We start from the raw sequence: 22,364 nt of genomic DNA, 5'->3' as shown, positions 1-22,364 counted from the left end.
TTTAGTTAAGGATTATAAATTTTTTTCAATTCGCGTAATCCAATTTTTAATCTCGATTTTATAGTACCCAGCGGAATATCTAGTTCGTCACTGGCTTCTTGCTGTGTCATGCCCTCAAAAAAGAGTGCTTTTAATACAATTTGATACTTTTCATCTAAACTAGCTAGATGCTTTTTAATATCTAAAACATCCTGATTTAACTCTGATGCTGATAACTTATATACGTATGTGGCTTCTATTTGGACTTCATTTCCATCTTTATTTTTTAAAGATCGAACTTTGTCAATAGCTGTGTTATAGGCAATTCGGTATAGCCAAGTGAAAAGTTTGGCTTTTTTGGCATCGTATTTTTTTGAATAGCGCCATATTTTTACAAAGCTTTCCTGAAGCACATCTTGGGCAGTATCATCGTCTGATATTATTTTTTTTATAACACCAAATAAAGCATCTGCGTAGTTCTCGTAAAGAAGGGAAATGGCTTTTTTGTCGCCTCGTTCCAGCAGATTAACAATTTCTTTTTCTATAGATGATATCAACTTTTATGGTTTTAAAGTGAAAATTTGGGGGCAAAATATCGCCAAAGTTAGAAATTTCTTTTGTATTAAATAATGTTTACTTCAGCTTCTATATTAATATTAAATAGACGGTTAACTGTATTTTGTATTAGTTTAGATAGTTTTAATATGTCTTCGCCCTTGGCATTTCCATAGTTTACCAAGACTAAAGCTTGATTTTTATGAACACCAAAGTCGCCAAAACGTTTTCCTTTAAATCCTGCTTTTTCAATAAGCCATCCGGCAGGAATTTTTACTTCGGTATCTGAAACGGGGTAGCTTGGTATGTCTTCAAAATTTGCAAGAAGTTTATTAAATGCCGTTTTTGAAATAACCGGGTTTTTAAAGAAACTACCACTATTTCCAATCTCCTTTGGATTAGGTAATTTACTTTCTCGAATAGCAATGACAGCTTTAGAAATATCCTGAATTGTTGGCGAGCCAATCTGCATAGCCTTTAATTGCGATGCAATGGTGCCGTAATTGATATTTAATTGGTGATTTGTTTTTCTTAATTTAAAAGTAACGCTCGTAATAATATATTTGCCTTTGGCTTGTTGTTTGAAAATAGAATTTCTATATCCAAAATTACAATCGTCGTTAGTAAAATTTACAATAGAACTGTTTTCTACAGTTATGGCTTCGCACGAATGAAAAACATCTTTAAGTTCTACACCATAGGCACCAATATTCTGAATGGGTGCTGTGCCTACATTACCGGGTATTAAAGACAGGTTTTCTACGCCTCCATAGTTGTTGTTTATGCACCATAATACAAATTCATGCCAGTTTTCGCCAGCGTTGGCTTTAACATAAACCTCGTGTTCATTTTCATTAAATACTTCAATACCTTTTAAATTTACATGAATAACAAGAGCATTAACATCTTTTGTTAGCAACATATTACTTCCCCCTCCCAGAATTAATTTATTCGTGTAGTTTTGAAGCGATAAAACGGATTTAAGTTCTTCAACAGAATTCACCGAAACAAAATGATCTGCACGAACATCAATACCAAAGGTATTAAAAGGTTTTAAGGATATGTTTTCTTGAATATGCACTAGTCTTTATAAACTTTTAAGGCTTCTTTAATTATGTTAACGGCTTTTATTAAGCTCTCTTTATTAAGTACGTAAGCAATCCTTACTTGGTTTAAACCTAAGCCTGGGGTTGAGTAAAATCCTCCGGCTGGCGCAATCATTACTGTTTCGCCATCAATATCAAAGTGCTCTAATAACCACTGTGCAAAATCGTCTGAATTTTTTATAGGTAATTCAACAATACAGTAAAAAGCACCCTTTGGAGATCCTACTTTAACACCTTCAATGTGTTGTAATTCCTTAATTAAGGTATCACGTCGGTCTACATATTCGGCAATTACATCGTCAAAATAACTTTGTGGCGTATCTAAAGCCGCTTCACTGGCAATTTGAGCGAATGTGGGCGGACTTAAACGTGCCTGAGCATATTTTAAAACGGTTTGTAATACCACTTTATTTCGTGATACTAAACAGCCTACACGAGCACCGCACATACTGTAACGTTTAGAAACCGAATCGATTAGAATAGTATGCTCGTCCATGTCTTCTAATTGTAGAATAGAGTAGTGGGTTTCACCGTCGTAAACGAATTCACGATATACTTCATCGGCAATTAAAAACAAATCGTGTTTTTTGGCTAGAGCAGCGAGTTGTTTAATCTCTTGTTTTGAATATAAATATCCTGTTGGGTTACCCGGATTACAAATTAAAATAGATTTGGTTTTCGGGGTAATTAGCTTTTCGAAGGTTTCAATTGATGGTAATGCAAAATTATCATCAATATCGCAAATAGCAGGAACGACATTAACACCTGTTGCTGTAGAAAAGGCGATGTAGTTCGCATAAAAAGGTTCGGAAATGATAACTTCATCTCCCGGATCCATAATACTGCTGAATAAAAATAATAAAGCCTCACTGGCACCTGTGGTCACCACAATATCTTCCGGTTTAACTACAATATCATGTTTTTTATAGTAGGCTGCTAATTTTGTTCGGTAAGTTTCCGATCCTTCAGATCTCGAATAGGAAAGAATTTCTACGGTATTATCTTTAACAGCTTGCAAGGCGACTTCAGGAGTTTTAATATCAGGTTGACCAATATTTAAGTGGTAAATATGTTTACCGTCCTTTTTAGCTTGCTCAGCAAAAGGTACTAATTTACGAATAGGTGACTCGGGCATTAATCGCCCTTTTTTTGATATAGTTGGCATTATTTTGTTGTTACGAGGCGCAAAGTTGGTAAAATTATATTAAAGTTTATTTAAAAATTGGGCTAAAATAAGTATTGTGTTTCAAAGATTTGTAAATTGAATAGGCAAATATTCGAATAAATTCTCATGAAAAAATATGTACTTTTTATTGTATTCCTTTTTTTCTTGGGTTTTCATAATTTTTCTCAAAATAGCTTCGTTGTTCGCAACAAAAAGCAATCTGATAAAGTCAAATTTAAACTCATTAACAATCTAATTATCGTTCCGGTTGAAATAAACGGCGTGAATTTGTCCTTTCTTTTAGATACCGGTGTTACCAAACCTATATTGTTTAATTTTTTAAATGTATCCGATTCTTTAAAAATTAAACATACCGATACGATTTATTTACGAGGGCTGGGAGAAGGCGAGCGAATTATGGCACACCGATCGTTAAATAATGTTTTTAAAATAGGGGATGCGGTTAAATTAAATCAGGATTTATATGCGATTTATGATGCCAATTTAAATTTAGCTCCCAAGTTAGGTGTTCCTGTTCACGGTATTATAGGTTTCGATTTGTTGAAGGATTTAGTGGTTGAAGTAAATTATTCACGACGATTTTTACGACTTACCAACCCTGATGAATATCGCTACAAAGCATGTAGAAAATGTGAAGATTTTAATTTAGAATTTTATAATAACAAACCTTATTTAAATGCTGTAGTAGATATTCAAGAACAGGCTATACCTGTTAAGTTGTTGATTGATTCGGGAGGGAGTGATGCGCTATGGTTGTTTGAAGACGATGAGCGAGGTATAGCTTCGGGAAATCATTTTTTTTATGATTTTCTCGGTCATGGTCTTAGTGGGAGTGTTTATGGGAAACGCTCGAAAATAGATGCTTTACATTTAAATAGTTTTACTTTAAAAAAACCGAATGTCGCTTACCCAGATTCGTTGTTTATAGCACACGCCAAGCAGCATAGGGAACGTTCAGGGAGTTTATCAGGTAATGTGTTAATGCGTTTTAATGTTGTTTTCGATTATCAGAAAGCCAAAGTTGTTTTAAAGAGAAACGGCAATTTTAATGACGAATTTAGGTATAACAAGAGCGGAATAGAATTGGCCCATGATGGCGTTAGGTTTGTAAAAGAATCAAGAAGCCGCATTGCAGAAAAAGAAAATCGGCAGGAGGATGGGAATAATTTACAAGGGAAACAGATTTTTTTCGCGGAAGATTTTAAATTGGTTTTAAAGCCTATTTATGCCATTGTAGAGCTTCGGGAAAATTCACCTGCGTTTAAAGCAGGATTGCAAATAGATGATATTATCTTATCTGTAAATGGAAAACCAGCGCATCATTTTACACTTCAAAAAATAATGGAAATGTTTTACGAAGACGCCGGAAAGCATATTCGGTTAAAAGTGGAGCGTAATGGTGTAGACTTAAGTTATAATTTCGATTTAGTAAACCCTTTGGAATAAAAAAAGGCAGCTTTCTAAGCTGCCTTTAGTTTGTAAAATTGTTTTGTTCTATTGTTGTACAATGCTTTTTTTCTTTTCAAGCATGGTGTCTGCCGACTTTTTATTTACCACTTCACCTTTAATTTTTAGGGCTACCGTTGGGGTTTCAGCATTAGAAATCACTGTAATCGTTTTTCTAATTGGGTTAACACGGTTTGTATCGTATTTTACCTCAATCACACCAGTTTTTCCTGGCAAAATTGGTCCATCTGGTTTTTTAGGAATAGTACATCCACAGCTAGATGATACCTTTGAAATAATAAGTGGCGCATCTCCTGTGTTGGTGAATTCAAATTCACGAACTCCGTTAGAGCCTTTTTCAATCGTTCCGTAGTCAATAGTTTCAGTTTTGAATTCTATCTTCGCTTTTTTATCCTGCGCATTAACTGAAAAACTAATTAATCCGATAAATAAGATTGTTATTAACTGTTTCATGGTTTATTCTTTTTAATTGTTTTATATTCTTGTTTTATACGTGTTTACTGAAGAAATCAAGGTTTTTTAGCCCTAAATTTCCCTAAAAACTAAATCAAACATACTTACTTTTTAATCATTCTACAAAATTTTTAGATGTATTACATCAATGTTTATCTCTAATTACGAATAAAAGTACGTAATACTTTTCATTATTTTTTTCTAATTCTGTTAAATTAAGTCCTTCTATTTCTTACTGCTAATATAGTTTTCACAGAAAAAGAAATATGAGTACTTTTGCACTTCAATATTCAAAAACTATTCCAAAGTATGCAGATACCTTCAAAATATGAAGCTAGTCAGGTAGAGAGTAAGTGGTACGATTACTGGATGAAACACAATTATTTTCATTCAGAGCCCGATGAAAGAGAACCTTACACCATTGTTATACCCCCACCAAACGTTACGGGTGTATTACATATGGGGCACATGTTAAATAACACCATTCAGGATGTATTGATTCGTCGTGCGCGTTTACAAGGTAAGAATGCGTGCTGGGTACCGGGTACCGACCATGCTTCAATTGCTACCGAAGCTAAAGTTGTGGCAAAGTTGAAGGAACAAGGTATTGATAAAAACGATTTATCTCGTGATGAATTTTTAAAGCATGCCTGGGATTGGACTCATGAATATGGAGGTGTGATTTTAGAACAACTTAAAAAGTTAGGGTGTTCTTGCGATTGGGACAGAACTAAATTTACGATGGATGACGATATGTCTGAAGCCGTAATTAAGGTATTTGTCGACTTATTCAACAAAGGTTATATCTACCGTGGTTACCGTATGGTAAACTGGGATCCGGAAGCAAAAACTACCCTATCTGATGAAGAGGTAATTTACGAAGAAAAGCAAGGGAACCTTTACTATTTAAATTATAAAATTGAAGGTAGCGACGATGTGTTAACCATTGCAACAACACGTCCTGAAACTATTTTTGGGGATACTGCTATTTGTATCAACCCTACCGATGAGCGTTTTACACATTTAAAAGGTAAAAAGGCGATTGTGCCTATTTGTGGTCGTGTGATTCCGATTATTGAAGATGAGTATGTTGATGTTGAATTCGGTACCGGGTGTTTAAAAGTAACGCCGGCTCACGATGAAAATGATAAGGTTTTAGGTGATAAGCACAGTTTAGAAGTAGTTGATATTTTTAATGATGATGCGACGCTTAACAGCTATGGTTTACATTACGAAGGTCAAGATCGTTTTGTAGTGCGCAAGGCTATTGCTAAAGAATTGGAAGAAAATGGTGCTTTGGTGAAAACTGAAGTTCACGTAAATAAAGTAGGAACCTCTGAGCGTACCAAGGCCGTTATCGAACCACGCTTAAGCGATCAGTGGTTTTTGAAAATGGACGAATTAGTAAAACCTGCTATTGAAGCTGTTTTAGGTGAAGATAACGATATTCAATTATTCCCTAAGAAATTTGAAAACACGTACCGTCACTGGATGGAGAACATCCGCGATTGGAATATTTCGCGTCAGTTATTATGGGGACAACAAATTCCTGCGTATTACTATGGCGACGGTAAAGAAGATTTTGTAGTGGCTGAAACTGCAGAAGAGGCATTAAAATTAGCTGTTGAAAAAACAGGAAATGCTCATTTAAAAGCTGAAGGTTTACGTCAGGAAACAGATGCGTTGGATACCTGGTTCTCATCTTGGTTGTGGCCAATGAGCGTGTTTGATGGTATTCGAAATCCTGAAAATGACGATATTAAATACTACTATCCAACAAATGATTTGGTGACTGGACCAGATATTTTATTCTTCTGGGTGGCCAGAATGATTGTTGCCGGGTACGAGTATAAGGGCGAAAAACCATTTAATAATGTATACTTAACGGGGCTTGTACGCGATAAACAACGTCGTAAAATGAGTAAGTCTTTAGGGAATTCGCCAGACGCTTTAAAGCTGATTGAAGAATATAGTGCTGATGGAGTTCGTGTAGGATTACTGTTGAGTAGTGCTGCCGGTAACGATTTATTGTTTGATGAAGCCTTATGTCAGCAAGGAAAAGGTTTTGGAAACAAAATCTGGAATGCCTACCGATTGATTGATGGTTGGGAAATAGATGAAACCATTCCGCAGCCAGAATCAAGTAAAATAGCTCTAGACTGGTATGCGTCTAAATTCCAAAAAGCATTAGTTGAAATCGAAGATCATTTTAGTAAATACCGTTTAAGCGATGCGTTGATGGCGATTTACAAATTAATCATGGATGATTTCTCTGGATGGTTACTGGAAATCGTAAAACCGGCGTATCAAAAACCGGTAGATACTGATACCTTTAAAGGGTTAATCGCCGCGTTTGAAGATAACTTGAAAATTTTGCATCCGTTTATGCCATTCTTAACAGAAGATATCTGGCATTACATTGCAGAACGTACACCTGAGGAAGCCTTAATTGTAGCAAAATGGCCAGAGGCGAAACCAATAAACGACACGTTAATTTCTGAGTTCGATTTTGCTTCAGAAGTGGTTTCAGGAATTAGAAATATTAGAAAGGAAAAGAACATAGCCTTTAAAGATGCCATAGGTTTCTCGGTAATTAACAACGGAAATACCAGTACAACCTTCGATGCGATCATTCAAAAGTTAGGAAACTTGGAAGCGATTGAATATGTAAATGAAGCCGTTGAGGGCGCTTTGACATTCCGTGTAAAATCGAATGAATATTTTGTGCCAATGGCCGGAAGTATCGATGTAGAAGCAGAGATTAAAAAATTAACGGAAGAGTTAAACTATACGGAAGGCTTCTTAAAGTCGGTTCAGAAAAAACTATCTAACGAGCGTTTCGTAAGTAATGCACCGGAACAGGTAGTCGCTTCAGAAAAGAAAAAGGAAGCAGATGCTTTAGCTAAAATTGAAACGTTAAAAGCCAGTTTAGCAAGTTTAAGCTAATAATACAATAATAGGAATATTAAAAGGCACATTTTTAAATGTGCCTTTTTTGTTTAAAACCTTACCCGAAAACTTACATTAGGGGTGATACCTAAAGAGTGATTTTCAATTTTATTTACGGTATTACTGTCATCTAAGGTGTAGTAACTATTTATGATGTTCGTTTGGTTTAAAAGATTCCAAATAGAGGCGCCAACGGTAGCTTTTGTAGCATTAGAAATATTGAAAGCATAGGTTGCAGAGCAATCGGTTCGCAAATAATCTTTTAGGTTTGAACTGTTCGGAGTAGCATATGTAATGACATCGTCATCAGGGCTGTCGTTTGCATCCGGTAATGTGGTTGGCTTACCGGAATGCCAGTTAACACCTAAGGCAAATTTAAAATTACGATTGGTATAGGTGCTGGCAAATGAAACAGCATGTCGAATATCGGTATTGTTTGGGAATGATTGTCCATCGTTTAAACTATCGAAAGTATAGTTGTTGGTGCTGTAAGAATAGGAAATCCATGAACTCACCGTGTTTCCAAACTGTTTGTTAATTAATACATCTAATCCTCTAATATTGTAACTTCCTATGGCATGTACAAACTGATACTGGTTTTGAAATCCCTGGCTTCTTGTGGTGATACCATCTACGTTTTTTAAGTAGGTTTCTAGACTAATTAATAAGTCGTTTTTATTGTAATGTATTCCGGTAGACACTTGTTTGCTTTTTAAGATAGGAACTGGAAAAATAGTTTGATTGTCTATTGTTGTTACTTCCGTGTAATTATTAGCTAAAACCCATCGGCGTTTTTCAATACCTAAAAAGTCGTTTTGTAAATCGATAATTTGGGATGTGGTCTGACTTTTTAATTCTCCAAGTATTTCCAGTCTGAAATTATTTAGAAAACGCTGACTAAAACTTAATCTGGGTTCCATTAGTATTTTGTCGAATTTCGGGAAATAATTCAATCGGCCACCTAAGTGAAGTTTTGTTCGCGCGTTGTTGGATAGGTATTGGGTTTCAGCATAAGCTGCATTGCTACGAATTACTTCTTTAACATAACTTCTAAAATACGGGTTGTTAACATCCTCTAAGTTGCTAATGCCAACCTCGGTAAATTGGTAACCGCCGTTTATTTTAAACTGGTAATTGGGGCTGTAATTAATATCTAGTTTAGCTGAACCATCATAAACTTCGTTTTCCTGAATGAGGCGTTGGTTGTTAATAATGTCGAAATTAGTCGCGTCTAAATCGTAGTTGGAAACATATATTTGTGAGGTGGTTGATAAGGTCTTGTTCCAATCTCGGGTATACGTAATACTCGTGGCTAAATTTTCTTGTCTTAAACTGCTGTTTAAGGCTTCATCTCTATTGTTGTTTGTCGATTGTTCGTCGTAATTTAAAAAGTTATTTACATTCAAAAAATGAAATCGGATTTTGTCCTTTTCGGTGATGTCGTAAAGAAATTTTAAAGCGACATCGTAGAAATAGAACTTTTCATTTTGCGAAATGGAATTAGAGGTGGAAGTGTTTGTTAAATCGGAATCCTGAAAAATACGTTTAAAGTATTGGTCGTAGGTTGGTGTGGTTATCAAGTCTGTAAGTGAACGTCTGCTCGATATTTGTAGCTCTGTTTTTTTTGAAAGGGGTATTTTGGCAAAACCGTCCGCATTAATCAGGTTGAAACCAAGCCCTGCTTTAAATTCATTATCAATGGTATTGGGTAATTTCATATCGATAACACTCGAAATACCATCGCCGTACCTGGCACTACTGCCGTTTTTGTAAACGTTTATTTTTTGGGTCGTGTATGGGTTGAATGCCGAAATTAACCCGAAAAAATGTCCGGATTGATACATTTTAATACCATCCCAAAGAAATAGGTTTTGGTCGTGAGTACCGCCTCGAATATTTATGTTAGACACGGTTTCATCCGTACTTAAAATACCCGGAAGTGCCTGAATGGTTTGTAACACATCGGGTTCAATTAAACCTGGTAAAATACCAAAAGCTTCCGTGTTTATGGTAATGGCGCCGTCGTTTAATTTTTCAATACCATTGGTCAGGTATTTTGAAACAATGATTTCGTCGAGTCGTTGTGTTTTAAATGACGATTGGTTTGATACTATGCGTTCTTTTATGGCTATAAACCGATTATCTAAAACTTCAAATTCTAATTGAGTTTGATTAGTTAAAAGATTTAAAGCGTCTTGAAGCGTTAGGTTGGTGTCTGGTAATTCAGCAATTTTATCTTTAATTGCTGCATCGGCATATGAAAAACTGACATTGTAACGGTCTTCAAGTTTTTTTAAAATTGAAAAAAGCGACTCCTTTTCTTGATGACTTTGTCCGTTTACAGGTAAAAACATCAAAAAACATAAGCTGTAAATAATAGAAAATATAAGCTTTCTATTCACCTTTTAATGTAATAGTATTGTTTGTTTTACTATAGTTAATATGTAACGGTACGGTGATAGATTTTAGTGCAACGTCTAAATTGGTATGCGTGAAACTACCTGTAAACAGTTGGTTTTCATCTATATTTACTAAGTTAATGGTAATGCCGTATTGTCTCTCGAATTCAGTAATTACTTGTTTGTAAGGTAAACTTTTAAAGGTGCTTTCATCATTTAACCACGAAGGTTCTAGATTTTTTTCTTTTTCATTAGCAATAAATTTCCCATCTAGAATTAAAAACCTGTCTCCAGGTTTTAATTTAGTTTCTTGTGAATTATAGGTCACTCCAACTAAACCTTCGTAGCAAATAACTTCAAAAAACTGTTCACGTTGTTTAACGTTAAACTGTGTACCATATACGGTAACAATACCTGTTTTGGTTTTCACATGAAATGAAGATCCTTTGGCAACTTTAAAGAAAGCTTCACCTGAAAGGTTGACTTCACGTTCTTTTTTCCAATCACTTTTATTAAAAACCAAAGTCGATTTGGTATTTAAATTTACTGTAGATTGGTCTGGTAGTTCTACATATGTTTTTTCGGAAATATCTGTGGTATAGGTGGTGTCTAAAGTTGTTGTATAGTAATACAGACTAAAGCAAATAGCCAGAACAGCGGCAATTCGAATAATATATTTTGTCCAGGATCCTGTCTCTTTTTTCGAACTATTAATGGTGTTTAAAACCTGATCTAAGGCTTCAGCAGTATCATATTCTTCAGATTTAAACGTCTGCAAAGCTTGATTCAGCTGAATTAAATCGTTGTAATCTTCAAGCTTTTTAAAAGCCTCAAGTTCCTGATCATTCAGCTCGTTATTAAACCATTTCGATATTAATTGTTCTCTTTCCATAAGTCCTTATACGTCTATATAACAGTTAACTATTATTTTTTCCTACCCTAAAAATTAAATTTTTAAGATTACAGTTCCTTAATGTCTTTTCTCAATTTCTCCAAAGCGCCATAAATACGTTTTTCTACGGCTTTAGTCGAAATATCTAAAAGCTCGGCAATTTCCTTAAAACGTTTGCCTTCAACTCTATTCATCAAAAAAGCTTCTCGTTGCGCATCGGTTAAATTGGCCAGGGCGAGTTGAAGTTTTTTATGGTATTCATTCTCCTGCATTAAGAATTCAGGAGTTTCGTTGGTATAACTTTTAGGTTTTGTCGCCTGATATTTTAAAATAACCTTTTGGTGGGCTGCTTCATTAAGCATTAAATTGTTAGCGGTGGTAAAAACAAAACTTTTAGCTTTATCAGGTGTTACTTTGGCGCAATTTTCCCAAAGTTTAACAAAGGCTTCCTGAACTTTATCTTTAGGGTGTAATTGCTCCCCGAATTTATAATATAAAAAGTTGTGCAAATCTTTAGCGTACTTATTAAAAATTGAAGAAAACATATGTTCTTCGCAAACATGGTCCTGTATAGATTTTGGCATATTCCGTTTAAGTTGGATTGACTAAAATAAAAAAAAGTATGTATAGGGGTAGGAATTTTTAAAGTTAACTTGTTCTATTATCAAAAGTTATGATTAACCAAAATCACATATCATGAAAGCTAAACTAAGATTATTTTTACTACTGCCTTTTTTTGCCCTTTCCCTAATGACGTCTTGTCAGGATGAAGTTGTCGATATTTCAACTACCGAAGAATCTGAAACCATTACAGCAAATTCAGAACTTGCGGTTTTAATAGAAGCAACTTCAGCTAAAGACGGTTCTATGGACAATATTATTGATAGAGCAAGCTGTTTAACCGTGGAGTTACCTGTAACAGTGTCTGTTCACGGATTAGAAATAACTATAGATTCTACCGAAGATTATAAAATTATTGTCGCTTTATTTAAAGAGTTTGATTACGAATACAGTGATTTGAAAATTATGTTTCCAATAACAGTAACATCTTCCGATTTTACTGAAATTGTAATTGAATCGAAAGCAGAATTAATAGAATTGGCTCAGGAGTGCCGTGGCGATAACGAGGAAGATGACGATATTGAATGTATCGATTTTCAGTATCCTATTTCATTTTCGGTTTACGATACCCAATTTCAAGTTATTGATGATGTAGTTATTGAAGGTGATCGCGCATTGTACAAGTTTATGCATACAGTGAAAGAGGGCGGTGTAATTGCTAGTTTAAATTTTCCTGTGACTATGATTTTATATGATGGGTCGACCGTTGAGATTAATAATAATCTGGCTTTACGAAATGTGATGAGAGAAGCAAAAAATGCTTGTGATGAAGATGATGATAACGATTATGGAGACCACGATTTTACGAAAGAGCGCTTAGATAATTTATTACAGACTTGTCCATGGGTAGTTCATGAGTTTGAAAGAAATGAAGATGATTTGCGTGAGAAATACCAGGAGTATGCCATCGTATTTAAAGCTGAAAATGTGGTGCAGGTACGCACTAGAGGTGGAGATACCTTAACAGGAACCTGGTCTACCCGAGTATCCGATAATGGAGCTTTAATAAAATTAGAGTTCGATACCTTGGTAGATTTTAGCTTAGAATGGTTTGTTTACGATTTAGAATATGGAAGAATTAAATTATATCAGGCAGGTGGTAACCGTGTGATTTTAAAGAAAAACTGTGAAATCGTTTTTGATTATACCAAAGAACGCATTGAAAATTATTTGCAAGAGTGTTTTTGGCGTATTGAACGCTTATATGTTGAAGGTGTTGATAATGAAAAAGAATATATAGGCACGCCTTTAAAATTCTATGCTGAAAATGTGGTGAAACTTCGCATAAATGGTGAGCTTATGGAAGGTACCTATCAAGTGACAGAAGTTGATGCAGGTTTTATGTTGCAGATAGCTTTTGAAGGTCGTCCGAATTTAAATCTGGAATGGTTAATAACTTTCCTTGAGCCCGGATTAATCAAATTGGAGAATGCGAATAATAAAATGGTGCTGAAAAGACATTGTCCGGAGCTTGACGACGATGTAAAATATATAGATGCTCTGTTAATTATTGGAGATTGGGAAGTAGCCAAGTATCAGGAAGGCGAGGTTGATAAAACCTCTAATTATGGTGATTACACAATCAATTTTATGGTTACAGGACGAGTAAAAGCAACAGACCTCGAAGCTAACGTTATCAACGGGTCTTGGTTAGCTTACCGAAACGATGCTTTGTTTATGGGGATGCGTTTTGAAGAAACAGCTCCGTTTGCAGTATTAAATCATCGTTGGAGAATTAAAGAGGTATCAACCACGCGAATAGAATTAAAAGACTTTAGTGCCTCAGGAGCAGTAGAACGCATTTTAGTATTGGAAAAGAAAAATTAAATTAACTCTGCTACCGGTTGAAAGCTTATCTTTTTTGTTCAAATTAGTAGGTTAATTATTTAAGGAAGCTTTCACCAGAAAGGGCTATCAAAGTAGTGATTTTGATAGTCCTTTTTTTTGTGCCATATTTTATATTAGTATACTTCTATAATACACAGCAAATCACTAAATTTGCACTTCTTAAAATTTCAATAACAATTATGTTTAATAATTTAAGCGATAAATTAGATAAAGCCTTACACGTTCTTAAAGGACACGGAAGTATTACAGAAGTCAATGTAGCAGAAACCCTAAAGGAAGTAAGACGTGCTTTATTAGATGCCGATGTTAACTTTAAAATAGCAAAGCAATTTACCAATACCGTTAAGGAAAAAGCGCTTGGGCAAGATGTATTAACCACATTACAGCCAGGGCAATTAATGGTTAAAATCGTTAAAGACGAGTTAACCCAATTAATGGGAGGTGATGCTGAAGGCATTAACCTGTCGGGTACACCAAGTGTTATTTTAATGTCGGGTTTACAAGGTTCTGGTAAAACAACCTTTTCTGGTAAGCTTGCTAATTACCTTAAAAATAAAAAAACAAAGAAACCTTTATTAGTGGCTTGTGACGTGTATCGTCCAGCAGCAATCGATCAGTTACATGTGGTTGGTGAGCAGATTGGTGTAGAGGTTTTTAGCGATAAAGGAAATCAAGATCCTGTAGCTATTGCTCAGGCAGGTATTGCACATGCAAAAGCTAACGGACATAATGTAGTAATTATAGATACTGCGGGTCGTTTAGCTGTTGATGAAGCGATGATGACCGAGATTTCTAACATTCACGCTGCCATTAAACCACAAGAAACGTTGTTTGTTGTAGATTCTATGACAGGTCAAGATGCTGTAAATACAGCAAAAGCTTTCAACGATGTGTTGAATTTTGACGGGGTTATCCTTACTAAATTAGATGGAGATACGCGTGGTGGTGCGGCCATTTCAATTAAATCGGTAGTTAATAAACCAATTAAGTTTATTGGTACTGGTGAGAAAATGGAAGCGATTGATGTGTTCTATCCGTCACGTATGGCAGACCGTATCCTTGGTATGGGAGACGTGGTGTCGTTAGTAGAGCGTGCGCAAGAGCAGTTTGATGAAGAAGAAGCACGTAAGCTTCAAAAGAAAATTGCTAAAAACCAGTTTGGTTTCGACGATTTCTTAAATCAGATTCAGCAAATTAAGAAAATGGGTAACATGAAAGACCTTATGGGCATGATACCTGGTGCTGGGAAAATGTTGAAAGATGTCGATATCGATGATGATGCATTTAAAGGTATCGAAGCGATTATCTATTCGATGACACCAGAAGAAAGAACCAACCCGTCAATCATTAATGCGAGTAGAAAAAAACGTATTGGTAAAGGATCCGGAACTTCAGTTCAACAAGTAAATCAGCTTTTAAAGCAATTCAACCAAATGAGCAAAATGATGAAGATGATGCAGGATGGTGGTGCTAAGAAGATGATGGGTATGATGCGAGGCATGCGTTAATTTTTTAAGTTAAGGAGTTATTTCAATTATCAACAATATCTAGACAATGACCATTTTAGACGGAAAAAAAGTAAGTAACGATATTAAAGAGGAAATCGCTGTTGAGGTAAGCAACATGGTTGCTAATGGTGAAAAAGTACCTCATTTAGCGGCAATTTTAGTAGGAACAGACGGAGCAAGTATGACTTACGTGAACGCTAAAGTTAAAGCTTGTGAAAAAATTGGGTTTCATTCAACTTTAATAGACTTACCTGAGGAAACTACCGAAGATGTTCTATTACAGAAAATCAACGAATTAAATACCAATGATGATATCGATGGATTTATCGTGCAGTTGCCGTTACCAAAGCATATCGATGAGCAAAAGGTATTAATGGCTATCGATCCGAATAAGGATGTTGATGGTTTCCACCCGACAAACGTAGGTAAAATGGCGTTAGATTTACCAACATTCCTTCCTGCAACACCATTCGGAATTATGGAATTATTAGAGCGTTATAACGTGGAAACCTCTGGTAAAAATGTGGTAGTTATGGGACGTAGTCATATTGTTGGTCGCCCAATGAGTATTTTAATGAGTCAGAAGCGTAAGGCTGGTGATGCAACGGTTACAGTTGTACACAGTCGTACGAAGAACTTAGCTGAAATTACTCGTGGTGCAGATATCATTGTAGCTGCTATTGGTATCTCAGAATATTTAACAGGAGATATGGTTAAAGATGGTGTGGTTGTAATTGATGTTGGAATTACACGTGTGCCAGACGACACTAAAAAAGCGGGTTACCGTTTAGCAGGTGATGTCGATTTTGCAAGTGTAAGCCCTAAAGCTAGCTTTATTACTCCGGTACCTGGAGGAGTAGGTCCAATGACCATTGCTATGCTTCTTAAGAATACCTTATTAGCAAGAGAAAGACACGGATAGAAAATAATTATCTCTATAGAAATAAAAAAGCAGCATTAATTAATGCTGCTTTTTTTTGTTTATCTTTTTCTGCGTTTCGGTTGCCGTTTGTCGTTTTGTTGCGGTCTTTCAGAAGAAATGCCAAAGCGTCGGTCGGTTTTTGGTTTAAACACTTTGGTTGAAGTGCTAATAAGTTTGTTTAATTCAGCGAATTCTTCTTTGGTTAGTTCTCGGTATTCCCCAATAGGTGTGTCCAGCTTAATGTTCATAATGCGAACACGTTTCAGGGTTTGTACTTCATAATTTAAATACGCACACATTCTGCGGATTTGTCGGTTTAAGCCTTGGGTAAGGATAATTTTAAATTCGTAAGTGCTTAGCTTTTCAACCTTACATTTGTTGGTGGTTTTCTTTAAATCTTCTAAATAAATACCACCAGCCATACGCTCAATAAAGGTTTGAGAAATCGGCTTATCTACGGTTACTATATATTCTTTTTCGTGGTTGTTACTCGCACGAAGAATTTTGTTTACAATATCGCCATCGTCAGTTAAAAGAATAAGACCTTCACTGGGTTTATCTAGTCTGCCAATAGGGAAGATGCGTTTCGGGTAGTTAATGTAATCTATAATATTATCTTTCTCTACACTAGTGTCTGTCGTACAAACAATACCCACCGGCTTGTTGAATGCCAGATAAACGAAACTCTCCTTAGTGTTTTTTATTTCATTACCATCAACGCAAACCACATCACCAGTTGCGATTTTAGTACCCATTTCGGGAAGGTTACCGTTTATGGTTACACGACCGGCGTCAATAAGTTTGTCGGCTTCCCGGCGCGAGCAGTATCCAACTTCACTTAAATATTTGTTTATACGTTTTAATTCTTCCGACATGTAGAGGTGATTATTGTTTTGGGCAAAAATACAACAATTCTAAGCGTTTAAAAATTCTAAAATATGATTGTAAACAATTTCATTTTTTAAACCGTGGCCAAAGCCTTTAGTCTTAACCAGCTTGGCATTTTTATAGTATTTCGAAATTTGCAAAGCATCACGATACGAGATGATACGGTCTTTTTTATCGTGAATAATTAAGCCGTCGGCTTCCAGATCTTCTGAAAAGTTTTTGATGCTGTAAAAACTTGGTAATTTTCCGAAGTGTTTTAAATAATACGCATCCATGGCTTTTGTAACCCTTTTGTTGTAGCCCATAATCTTTACGTAGTTGTCAATAACCTCGTCAAAGTTTGAAGGTGCTCCTAATAAAATTAGTTTTTCAACAGGGATTTTATGATTGTTGGTTGCTAACGCTGATGCTGTGCCGCCAATACTATGCCCGATAATAATATCTGGTTTAAATTCCTGTGCCACCATGTTAATACATTCAGAATACAACACGGCATTAAATGTTTTGTGTCCCGAATTTCCGTGTCCAGGCGCATCTAAAGCTACAATGTTGTAATCTTCTGCTTTAAAAATGTCGATTAAATCTTTCCAGCGATAGGAGTTGCTTTCCCAACCGTGAACCAGTAAAATGGTTTTTTCTGTTCCTTGCCAGAAATAGGTTTTAATATCGATACCGTCGTATTCAAAAGTCTTTTGAGTTGCAGACTTAAGATACTCTAATTCTTCGGTGTGTAACTTTCCTTTTCTTGGTGTTGAAAATATATCTACAGCTTTTTTAGCTGCACAGTTTGGCGATAGGTAACTTACTGTATTTATAAGTTTACCTATGGTTTTAACAAGGGTATTATTCATTTAATTGTCTTCTCTGTGTACTAAATCCATTGAAAATGCTGGCGTGCAAATGGCAATGTATTCGCAGACTTCGGTAAAAGGATTGGAGTATTGTACTCGGGTGTTGCGTTCTATCTTTATGGATTGTCCGGCTTCTAATACAACGGTTTCGTCTTCTATAATAAATTGCTTTCTGCCAGAAATAATAAAGGTGTATTCGTCAAATTCTGGTGTTTGAAAGGGTTCACTCCATCCCGCAGGTGCTTTCATATGGGCGATGCTAATGTTTTTATTACCATCGGTTGCAACACCAAAGTGCTCTCTTATAACTTTGCCATCGGTTGTGGGTACAACAAACGGACTACTTTGTACGGTGTATTTTTTATTGGCCAAAATATTTTGGTTTTAGATTTAATGTCCCTGTAAGGGTTTCTTCTTAATCATACCGCCTTTTAGGTCTTTTACAATTCCCATAATAATAAAGGCGTTTCGGTCTATTTTGTCGATTTCAGTTTGAAGTTTGGCGAGTTCTAAACGTGTAACTACTGTATAAATAATGTCTTTATCGTAGCTTTTTCCTGAAGAGCCAAATCCTCCTTTACCAGCATAAATGGTGCAGGCGCGCTGTAACTTTTCGGTAAGCATAAGGCGTATCTCCTCGTGGTGTGTTGATATGATGGTAACACCAACATATTCTTCAACGCCATCAACAACAAAATCGACAGTTTTTGCGGCCGCAAGATACGTTAAAATTGCGTAAAGTGCTGTTTCTATAGAAAGGATATAGGCTCCAACCGAAAAAATTATAATGTTAGTAAGAAGTAAAACATCTCCAATAGTTAGTGACAACTTGCGGCTTAAGTAGATAGCCAGAACCTCAGTGCCGTCTATAACACTACCACCTCGTACAGATAATCCTATACCTAAACCAAGGAAAAATCCACCAAAAACAGAAATTAAAAGTTTGTCTTCAGTAATTATGGGATAGTCCACAAAGTGAACCACAAAGGCTAAAAACGCAATAGCTGCAATACTCTTAATCGCAAATTTAATGCTTATGGTTCTTGAAGCTAAAATTAAAAACGGAAGGTTAACAAGTATAAGGAAGATACTCAAATCGAGAGACGTCACATGGTTTAGTAATAACGAAATACCAGTGGCGCCTCCGTCGATAAAATGATTAGGTAATAAAAACCCTTTTAATCCGAATCCGGCAGAAAACACACCAATAATAATGAAAATATATTCTTTAATGGCATGAGCCAGTTCTACCTGAAATATTCTAACCAATGGTACAATCTGTCGTTTACTCACAGGCGCATCGCTTTTGCTTTTTAGCTTTTTGCGAGCAACATCGACTAGTAATTTAGATAGAAACGGATTCATAGGGTTTACCAGTTTATAAAGAAGTATTTTATTTTAGCATTATCAGGAATATGCATCGCTTCAATATCCAGATTCATATCAAACCTGATGTTCGCAGGCAATTCTTTTTTGTCAATTGTAAAACTAGCATTGATTTCGTTTACTGAAACCACAACCGAATTAATTAAGTTATCGATTCTCGATATTTTATAGCTACCGTTAATATCTTTAAATGTACTTTTGGTAGTAATATTTTTATCGGTTTTATAACGCGGATCGATAATTTGAACACTCTTTACAACAGCCGTCGTATCCGATTTGTACTCCGGATTTAAGATTAATAATTTTTTGCCTGCTTTATCGAAAACCTCAATGCTTTTGCCAACGCCCATAAAGCCATTGTCATTAAATATTTCGGTTATCGAATCATTTATAAAAACGGTTTTTAAGTTCTTAACAAGGGTAGAATCTGTTAATAAGCCTACATGTTGTTTAGATACTTCGAAAGGGTCTTGCGTTTTGCCACAACTTGCAAATAATAAAGATAAAGCGGTGATGCTTAATATTAGTTTTTTCATGTAATGATAGATAGGTTGTTTTTATGTTTTAAGAGACAAATGTCGTATTATTTTTTCATGATTTTAGTTAAAATACCAAAAACACTTCTAATAAACGTGGCACTGGTTAATACTTTTACCACGGGATTCATAGCTGTGCTTCTGCGTCTTGTTGATGATGAGCTTTTTGCCTTTTTTAATGCTTCCTGTTCTTTTTTAGCTTGTTCCTTGGCTTCATCTGCTTCGGCCTGCGCAATTTTTTCATTCAATAATTCGTAGGCACTTTCACGGTCTATAGTTTCGTTGTACTTTTTAACCAGTTTAGAAGTTGAAAGAAGTTCATTTAATTCGTCGTCTGTTAAAATATCCATCCGGCTCATCGGAGCACGCATCATCGTTGCAGCAAGAGGCGTGGGGCGCCCTTTTTCATCTAAAGCTGAAACTAAAGCTTCTCCGGTACCAAGAGAAGTTAATACTTCTGCAGTATCGTAATATTCAGAATCTGGATAATTTTGAGCTGTTAGTTTAATGGCTTTTCTGTCTTTTGCGGTGAACGCACGTAAGGCATGCTGAATTTTTAAACCTAACTGACTTAAAACTTCTTCAGGAACATCGGTTGGGTTTTGGGTAACGAAATACAGTCCGACGCCTTTACTACGAATCAGTTTAACGATACTTTCAATTTGATTGAGTAACGCTTTCGAAGCTTCATCAAATATTAAATGTGCCTCGTCAATAAAAATAACCAGTTCTGGTCTTCCGGAATCACCTTGCTCAGGGAAGGTTGAATAGATTTCAGCTAATAAACTCAACATAAAGGTTGAAAACAGTTTAGGTCTGTCTTGAATATCAGTCAAACGAATAATATTTATATAGCCATTTCCATTGTCATCAATGCGTAATAAATCCTGAACGTCGAATGAGGTTTCTCCGAAGAACAAATCGGCACCCTGTTGTTCCAGTTCTACTATTTTACGTAAGATAGCTCCAGTAGACGCAGTCGAAATTCGGCCATAAGCTTCGGTAAACTCTTCTTTGCCTTCATCGGTCGCGTATTGTAATATTTTTTTGAAATCTTTTAAGTCTAATAAAGGCAGTTTATTGTTGTCGCAATACTGAAAAATCACTGCTACAATTCCAGATTGCGTGTCATTAAGATCTAAAATACGAGATAATAATACCGGGCCAAATTCGCTAACGGTAGCACGAAGTCTAACACCATTTTGTTCCGATAAGGTTAATAGTTCAACAGGAAATGCTTTGGCTTCAAAAGGTAAACCAATTTGAGACATACGTTCATCAATCTTCACATGCCCAGGGCTTGGCTTGGCTAATCCGCTTAAGTCTCCTTTAATATCCATAAGCAAAACCGGTACACCACGTTCACTTAAATTTTCGGCTAAAACCTGTAGCGATTTAGTTTTTCCGGTTCCTGTAGCTCCAGCAATTAATCCATGACGATTTAAGGTTTTTAAAGGTATTTTTACATGAGCACCTGTTATGGTTTCACCGTCGAGCATCGCGGCGCCAACAGGGATAAAATCGCCTTTAGTTGTATTCCCTTCTGTTATGTGTTTTAAAAAATCGTCTGTTTTGCTCATACCTTTTGTTTTGGTTAAAAATACATGAAAATTGATGAAGAAAAAAATAGCTGTTTTTTACGAATCGCCATTAGTTTTAACCTGCTTTTTGCATGTTGTTGAATGTCTTTATTTTGATAGATATCTAAAGACGTTAAATGAACTCTAAAAAAACTAAATAAAGTAAATGAATATGTATCTTTGCACCCATGAAAAGCGAATTACAAACATTAGTAGATAAAGGCGAAATGCTGCCTTTAATGGAGGAGTTTTACACCATACAAGGTGAAGGATACCACAAAGGTACTGCCGCGTATTTTATACGTGTTGGGGGGTGCGATGTGGGGTGCCACTGGTGTGATGTGAAAGAAAGCTGGAATGCCGATTTACATCCGCCAACCGAGACGACTAAAATTGTAGAGAACGCTAAAAAATATAGTGATACCATTGTAATTACCGGTGGAGAGCCTTTAACCTGGGATATGACCGCTTTAACCACCCAGTTAAAAGCTGAAGGGATGCAGGTGCATATTGAAACCTCAGGCGCTTATAAATTAACCGGTATCTGGGACTGGATTTGCTTGTCGCCAAAAAAAATGAAATTACCTACCGAAGAAGTTTATGCTAAAGCAAATGAGCTAAAGGTTATCATTTATAACAAGGATGATTTTCGTTTTGCAGAAGAGCAAGCGGCTAAAGTGAATGATGATTGCATTTTGTATATGCAGCCAGAATGGAGTAAACGAGATAAGGTGATTCCTGAAATTGTAGATTATGTGATGAAGCACCCGAAATGGAAAGTGTCCTTACAAACCCATAAGTATTTAAATATTCCTTAAATAAAAATACTGTATTTTTAAGGTAAACATTTAAAATGAAAGCCTTGATGAAAAGGAAAAAAATAATTCCCAGTAGTCGCGAATTTAAACCCGATGAGCGTATTATTTTACGCGATCAGTTGGCTATAGAACGTACACGCCTTGCAAATGAACGTACGTTGTTATCGTATATTAGGTCGTCGTTGTATATGTTAATTGGGAGTTTTGCTTTATTTCAAATTAAAGATTATCCTAATTTTAAATATTTAGCTTTTGCGGCACTGGTATTTTCTGTTGTGTTTTTAATAATTGGTGTTTACAGGTTTTATGTTCTTAAACGCAGTTTAAAACGATTGTTTTACCTCTCAGAATATTTGGATGACAAGAGTGTATAAAAAAACGCCCTGATAATTCAGGGCGTTTTTTTATGCAAATAAATTT

The 22,364-nt window shown here is 35.7% G+C and carries 20 protein-coding genes; 7 read left to right on the top strand and 13 right to left on the bottom strand.

The features are described 5' to 3' along the window. Positions 1-5: 5 nt before the first annotated feature. The 3 genes from ICJ85_RS13515 to ICJ85_RS13505 form a co-directional block, all read right to left on the bottom strand. Positions 6-536 (bottom strand): RNA polymerase sigma factor, encoded by a 531-nt coding sequence (locus tag ICJ85_RS13515; protein WP_188224331.1) that lies wholly within the window; start codon positions 534-536, stop codon positions 6-8. Positions 537-601: 65 nt separating this feature from the next. Next, entirely contained in the window at positions 602-1,615 is a 1,014-nt protein-coding gene (gene murB, locus ICJ85_RS13510) for a UDP-N-acetylmuramate dehydrogenase (RefSeq protein ID WP_188224330.1), read from the bottom strand. Next, a complete protein-coding gene (locus ICJ85_RS13505) occupies positions 1,615-2,805 on the bottom strand; it encodes a pyridoxal phosphate-dependent aminotransferase (protein ID WP_188224329.1) in 1,191 nt (396 codons plus the stop codon). The genes murB and ICJ85_RS13505 overlap by 1 nt, the downstream gene beginning before the upstream one ends. Positions 2,806-2,931: 126 nt before the next feature. Here ICJ85_RS13505 and ICJ85_RS13500 point away from each other — a divergent pair, with 126 nt between their 5' ends. Further along, the gene (locus ICJ85_RS13500) at positions 2,932-4,272 is read left to right on the top strand and encodes an aspartyl protease family protein (RefSeq protein WP_188224328.1); all 1,341 of its coding nucleotides are present in this window, start codon (positions 2,932-2,934) and stop codon (positions 4,270-4,272) included. A 48-nt stretch (positions 4,273-4,320) separates the two neighbouring features. On the opposite strand, the gene ICJ85_RS13495 is transcribed toward ICJ85_RS13500, so the two are convergent. Beyond that, a complete protein-coding gene (locus ICJ85_RS13495; RefSeq protein ID WP_188224327.1) occupies positions 4,321-4,746 on the bottom strand; it encodes a DUF1573 domain-containing protein in 426 nt (141 codons plus the stop codon). A gap of 309 nt (positions 4,747-5,055) precedes the next feature. Here ICJ85_RS13495 and ICJ85_RS13490 point away from each other — a divergent pair, with 309 nt between their 5' ends. Further along, positions 5,056-7,692, top strand: a complete 2,637-nt coding sequence (locus ICJ85_RS13490) for a valine--tRNA ligase (protein ID WP_188224326.1) — start codon at positions 5,056-5,058, stop codon at positions 7,690-7,692. A gap of 53 nt (positions 7,693-7,745) precedes the next feature. Here ICJ85_RS13490 and ICJ85_RS13485 read toward each other — a convergent pair whose 3' ends face one another. The 3 genes from ICJ85_RS13485 to ICJ85_RS13475 form a co-directional block, all read right to left on the bottom strand. Next, positions 7,746-10,049, bottom strand: a complete 2,304-nt coding sequence (locus ICJ85_RS13485) for a TonB-dependent receptor plug domain-containing protein (RefSeq protein WP_188224325.1) — start codon at positions 10,047-10,049, stop codon at positions 7,746-7,748. A 40-nt stretch (positions 10,050-10,089) separates the two neighbouring features. Beyond that, entirely contained in the window at positions 10,090-10,986 is an 897-nt protein-coding gene (locus ICJ85_RS13480; protein WP_188224324.1) for a FecR family protein, read from the bottom strand. 68 nt (positions 10,987-11,054) lie between these two features. Further along, a complete protein-coding gene (locus ICJ85_RS13475; protein ID WP_188224323.1) occupies positions 11,055-11,570 on the bottom strand; it encodes an RNA polymerase sigma factor in 516 nt (171 codons plus the stop codon). Positions 11,571-11,682: 112 nt separating this feature from the next. On the opposite strand from ICJ85_RS13475, the gene ICJ85_RS13470 reads away from it, so the two are divergent. The 3 genes from ICJ85_RS13470 (at position 11,683) to folD (ending at position 15,885) form a co-directional block, all read left to right on the top strand. Beyond that, positions 11,683-13,434 (top strand): hypothetical protein, encoded by a 1,752-nt coding sequence (locus ICJ85_RS13470; RefSeq protein ID WP_188224322.1) that lies wholly within the window; start codon positions 11,683-11,685, stop codon positions 13,432-13,434. A gap of 200 nt (positions 13,435-13,634) precedes the next feature. Then, positions 13,635-14,963, top strand: a complete 1,329-nt coding sequence (ffh, locus tag ICJ85_RS13465; protein WP_188224321.1) for a signal recognition particle protein — start codon at positions 13,635-13,637, stop codon at positions 14,961-14,963. Between the two features lie 46 nt (positions 14,964-15,009). Further along, on the top strand, positions 15,010-15,885 hold the full coding sequence (gene folD / locus ICJ85_RS13460; protein ID WP_188224320.1) for a bifunctional methylenetetrahydrofolate dehydrogenase/methenyltetrahydrofolate cyclohydrolase FolD: 876 nt from the start codon (positions 15,010-15,012) through the stop codon (positions 15,883-15,885). Between the two features lie 59 nt (positions 15,886-15,944). On the opposite strand, the gene rluF is transcribed toward folD, so the two are convergent. From rluF to ICJ85_RS13430, 6 genes are read right to left on the bottom strand one after another with little or no spacing between them, the layout of a single operon-like run. Then, positions 15,945-16,760 (bottom strand): 23S rRNA pseudouridine(2604) synthase RluF, encoded by an 816-nt coding sequence (gene rluF, locus ICJ85_RS13455; protein ID WP_188224319.1) that lies wholly within the window; start codon positions 16,758-16,760, stop codon positions 15,945-15,947. A gap of 39 nt (positions 16,761-16,799) precedes the next feature. Then, positions 16,800-17,624: an alpha/beta hydrolase gene (locus tag ICJ85_RS13450; RefSeq protein WP_188224318.1), complete on the bottom strand. Its 825-nt coding sequence runs from the start codon at positions 17,622-17,624 to the stop codon at positions 16,800-16,802. Beyond that, on the bottom strand, positions 17,625-17,996 hold the full coding sequence (locus ICJ85_RS13445) for a cupin domain-containing protein (RefSeq protein WP_188224317.1): 372 nt from the start codon (positions 17,994-17,996) through the stop codon (positions 17,625-17,627). An 18-nt stretch (positions 17,997-18,014) separates the two neighbouring features. Continuing rightward, on the bottom strand, positions 18,015-18,989 hold the full coding sequence (locus ICJ85_RS13440) for a YitT family protein (protein ID WP_188224316.1): 975 nt from the start codon (positions 18,987-18,989) through the stop codon (positions 18,015-18,017). Between the two features lie 5 nt (positions 18,990-18,994). Then, on the bottom strand, positions 18,995-19,546 hold the full coding sequence (locus ICJ85_RS13435) for a hypothetical protein (RefSeq protein ID WP_188224315.1): 552 nt from the start codon (positions 19,544-19,546) through the stop codon (positions 18,995-18,997). Between the two features lie 47 nt (positions 19,547-19,593). After that, positions 19,594-21,126, bottom strand: coding sequence for a helicase HerA-like domain-containing protein (locus ICJ85_RS13430; RefSeq protein WP_188224314.1), 1,533 nt, complete (start codon positions 21,124-21,126; stop codon positions 19,594-19,596). A 188-nt stretch (positions 21,127-21,314) separates the two neighbouring features. Between ICJ85_RS13430 and ICJ85_RS13425 the strand changes: the two genes are divergently transcribed. Together ICJ85_RS13425 and ICJ85_RS13420 are read left to right on the top strand one after the other, a co-directional pair. Then, positions 21,315-21,944 (top strand): 7-carboxy-7-deazaguanine synthase QueE, encoded by a 630-nt coding sequence (locus ICJ85_RS13425; RefSeq protein WP_188224313.1) that lies wholly within the window; start codon positions 21,315-21,317, stop codon positions 21,942-21,944. 47 nt (positions 21,945-21,991) lie between these two features. Then, a complete protein-coding gene (locus tag ICJ85_RS13420) occupies positions 21,992-22,318 on the top strand; it encodes a DUF202 domain-containing protein (RefSeq protein WP_188224312.1) in 327 nt (108 codons plus the stop codon). Positions 22,319-22,364: the final 46 nt, after the last annotated feature.

The organism is Aestuariibaculum marinum, assembly GCF_014596975.1.
Lineage (GTDB): Bacteria > Bacteroidota > Bacteroidia > Flavobacteriales > Flavobacteriaceae > Aestuariibaculum > Aestuariibaculum marinum.
Note: the sequence above shows the minus strand (reverse complement) of the source record. Positions and strands in the feature narration are given on the sequence as shown.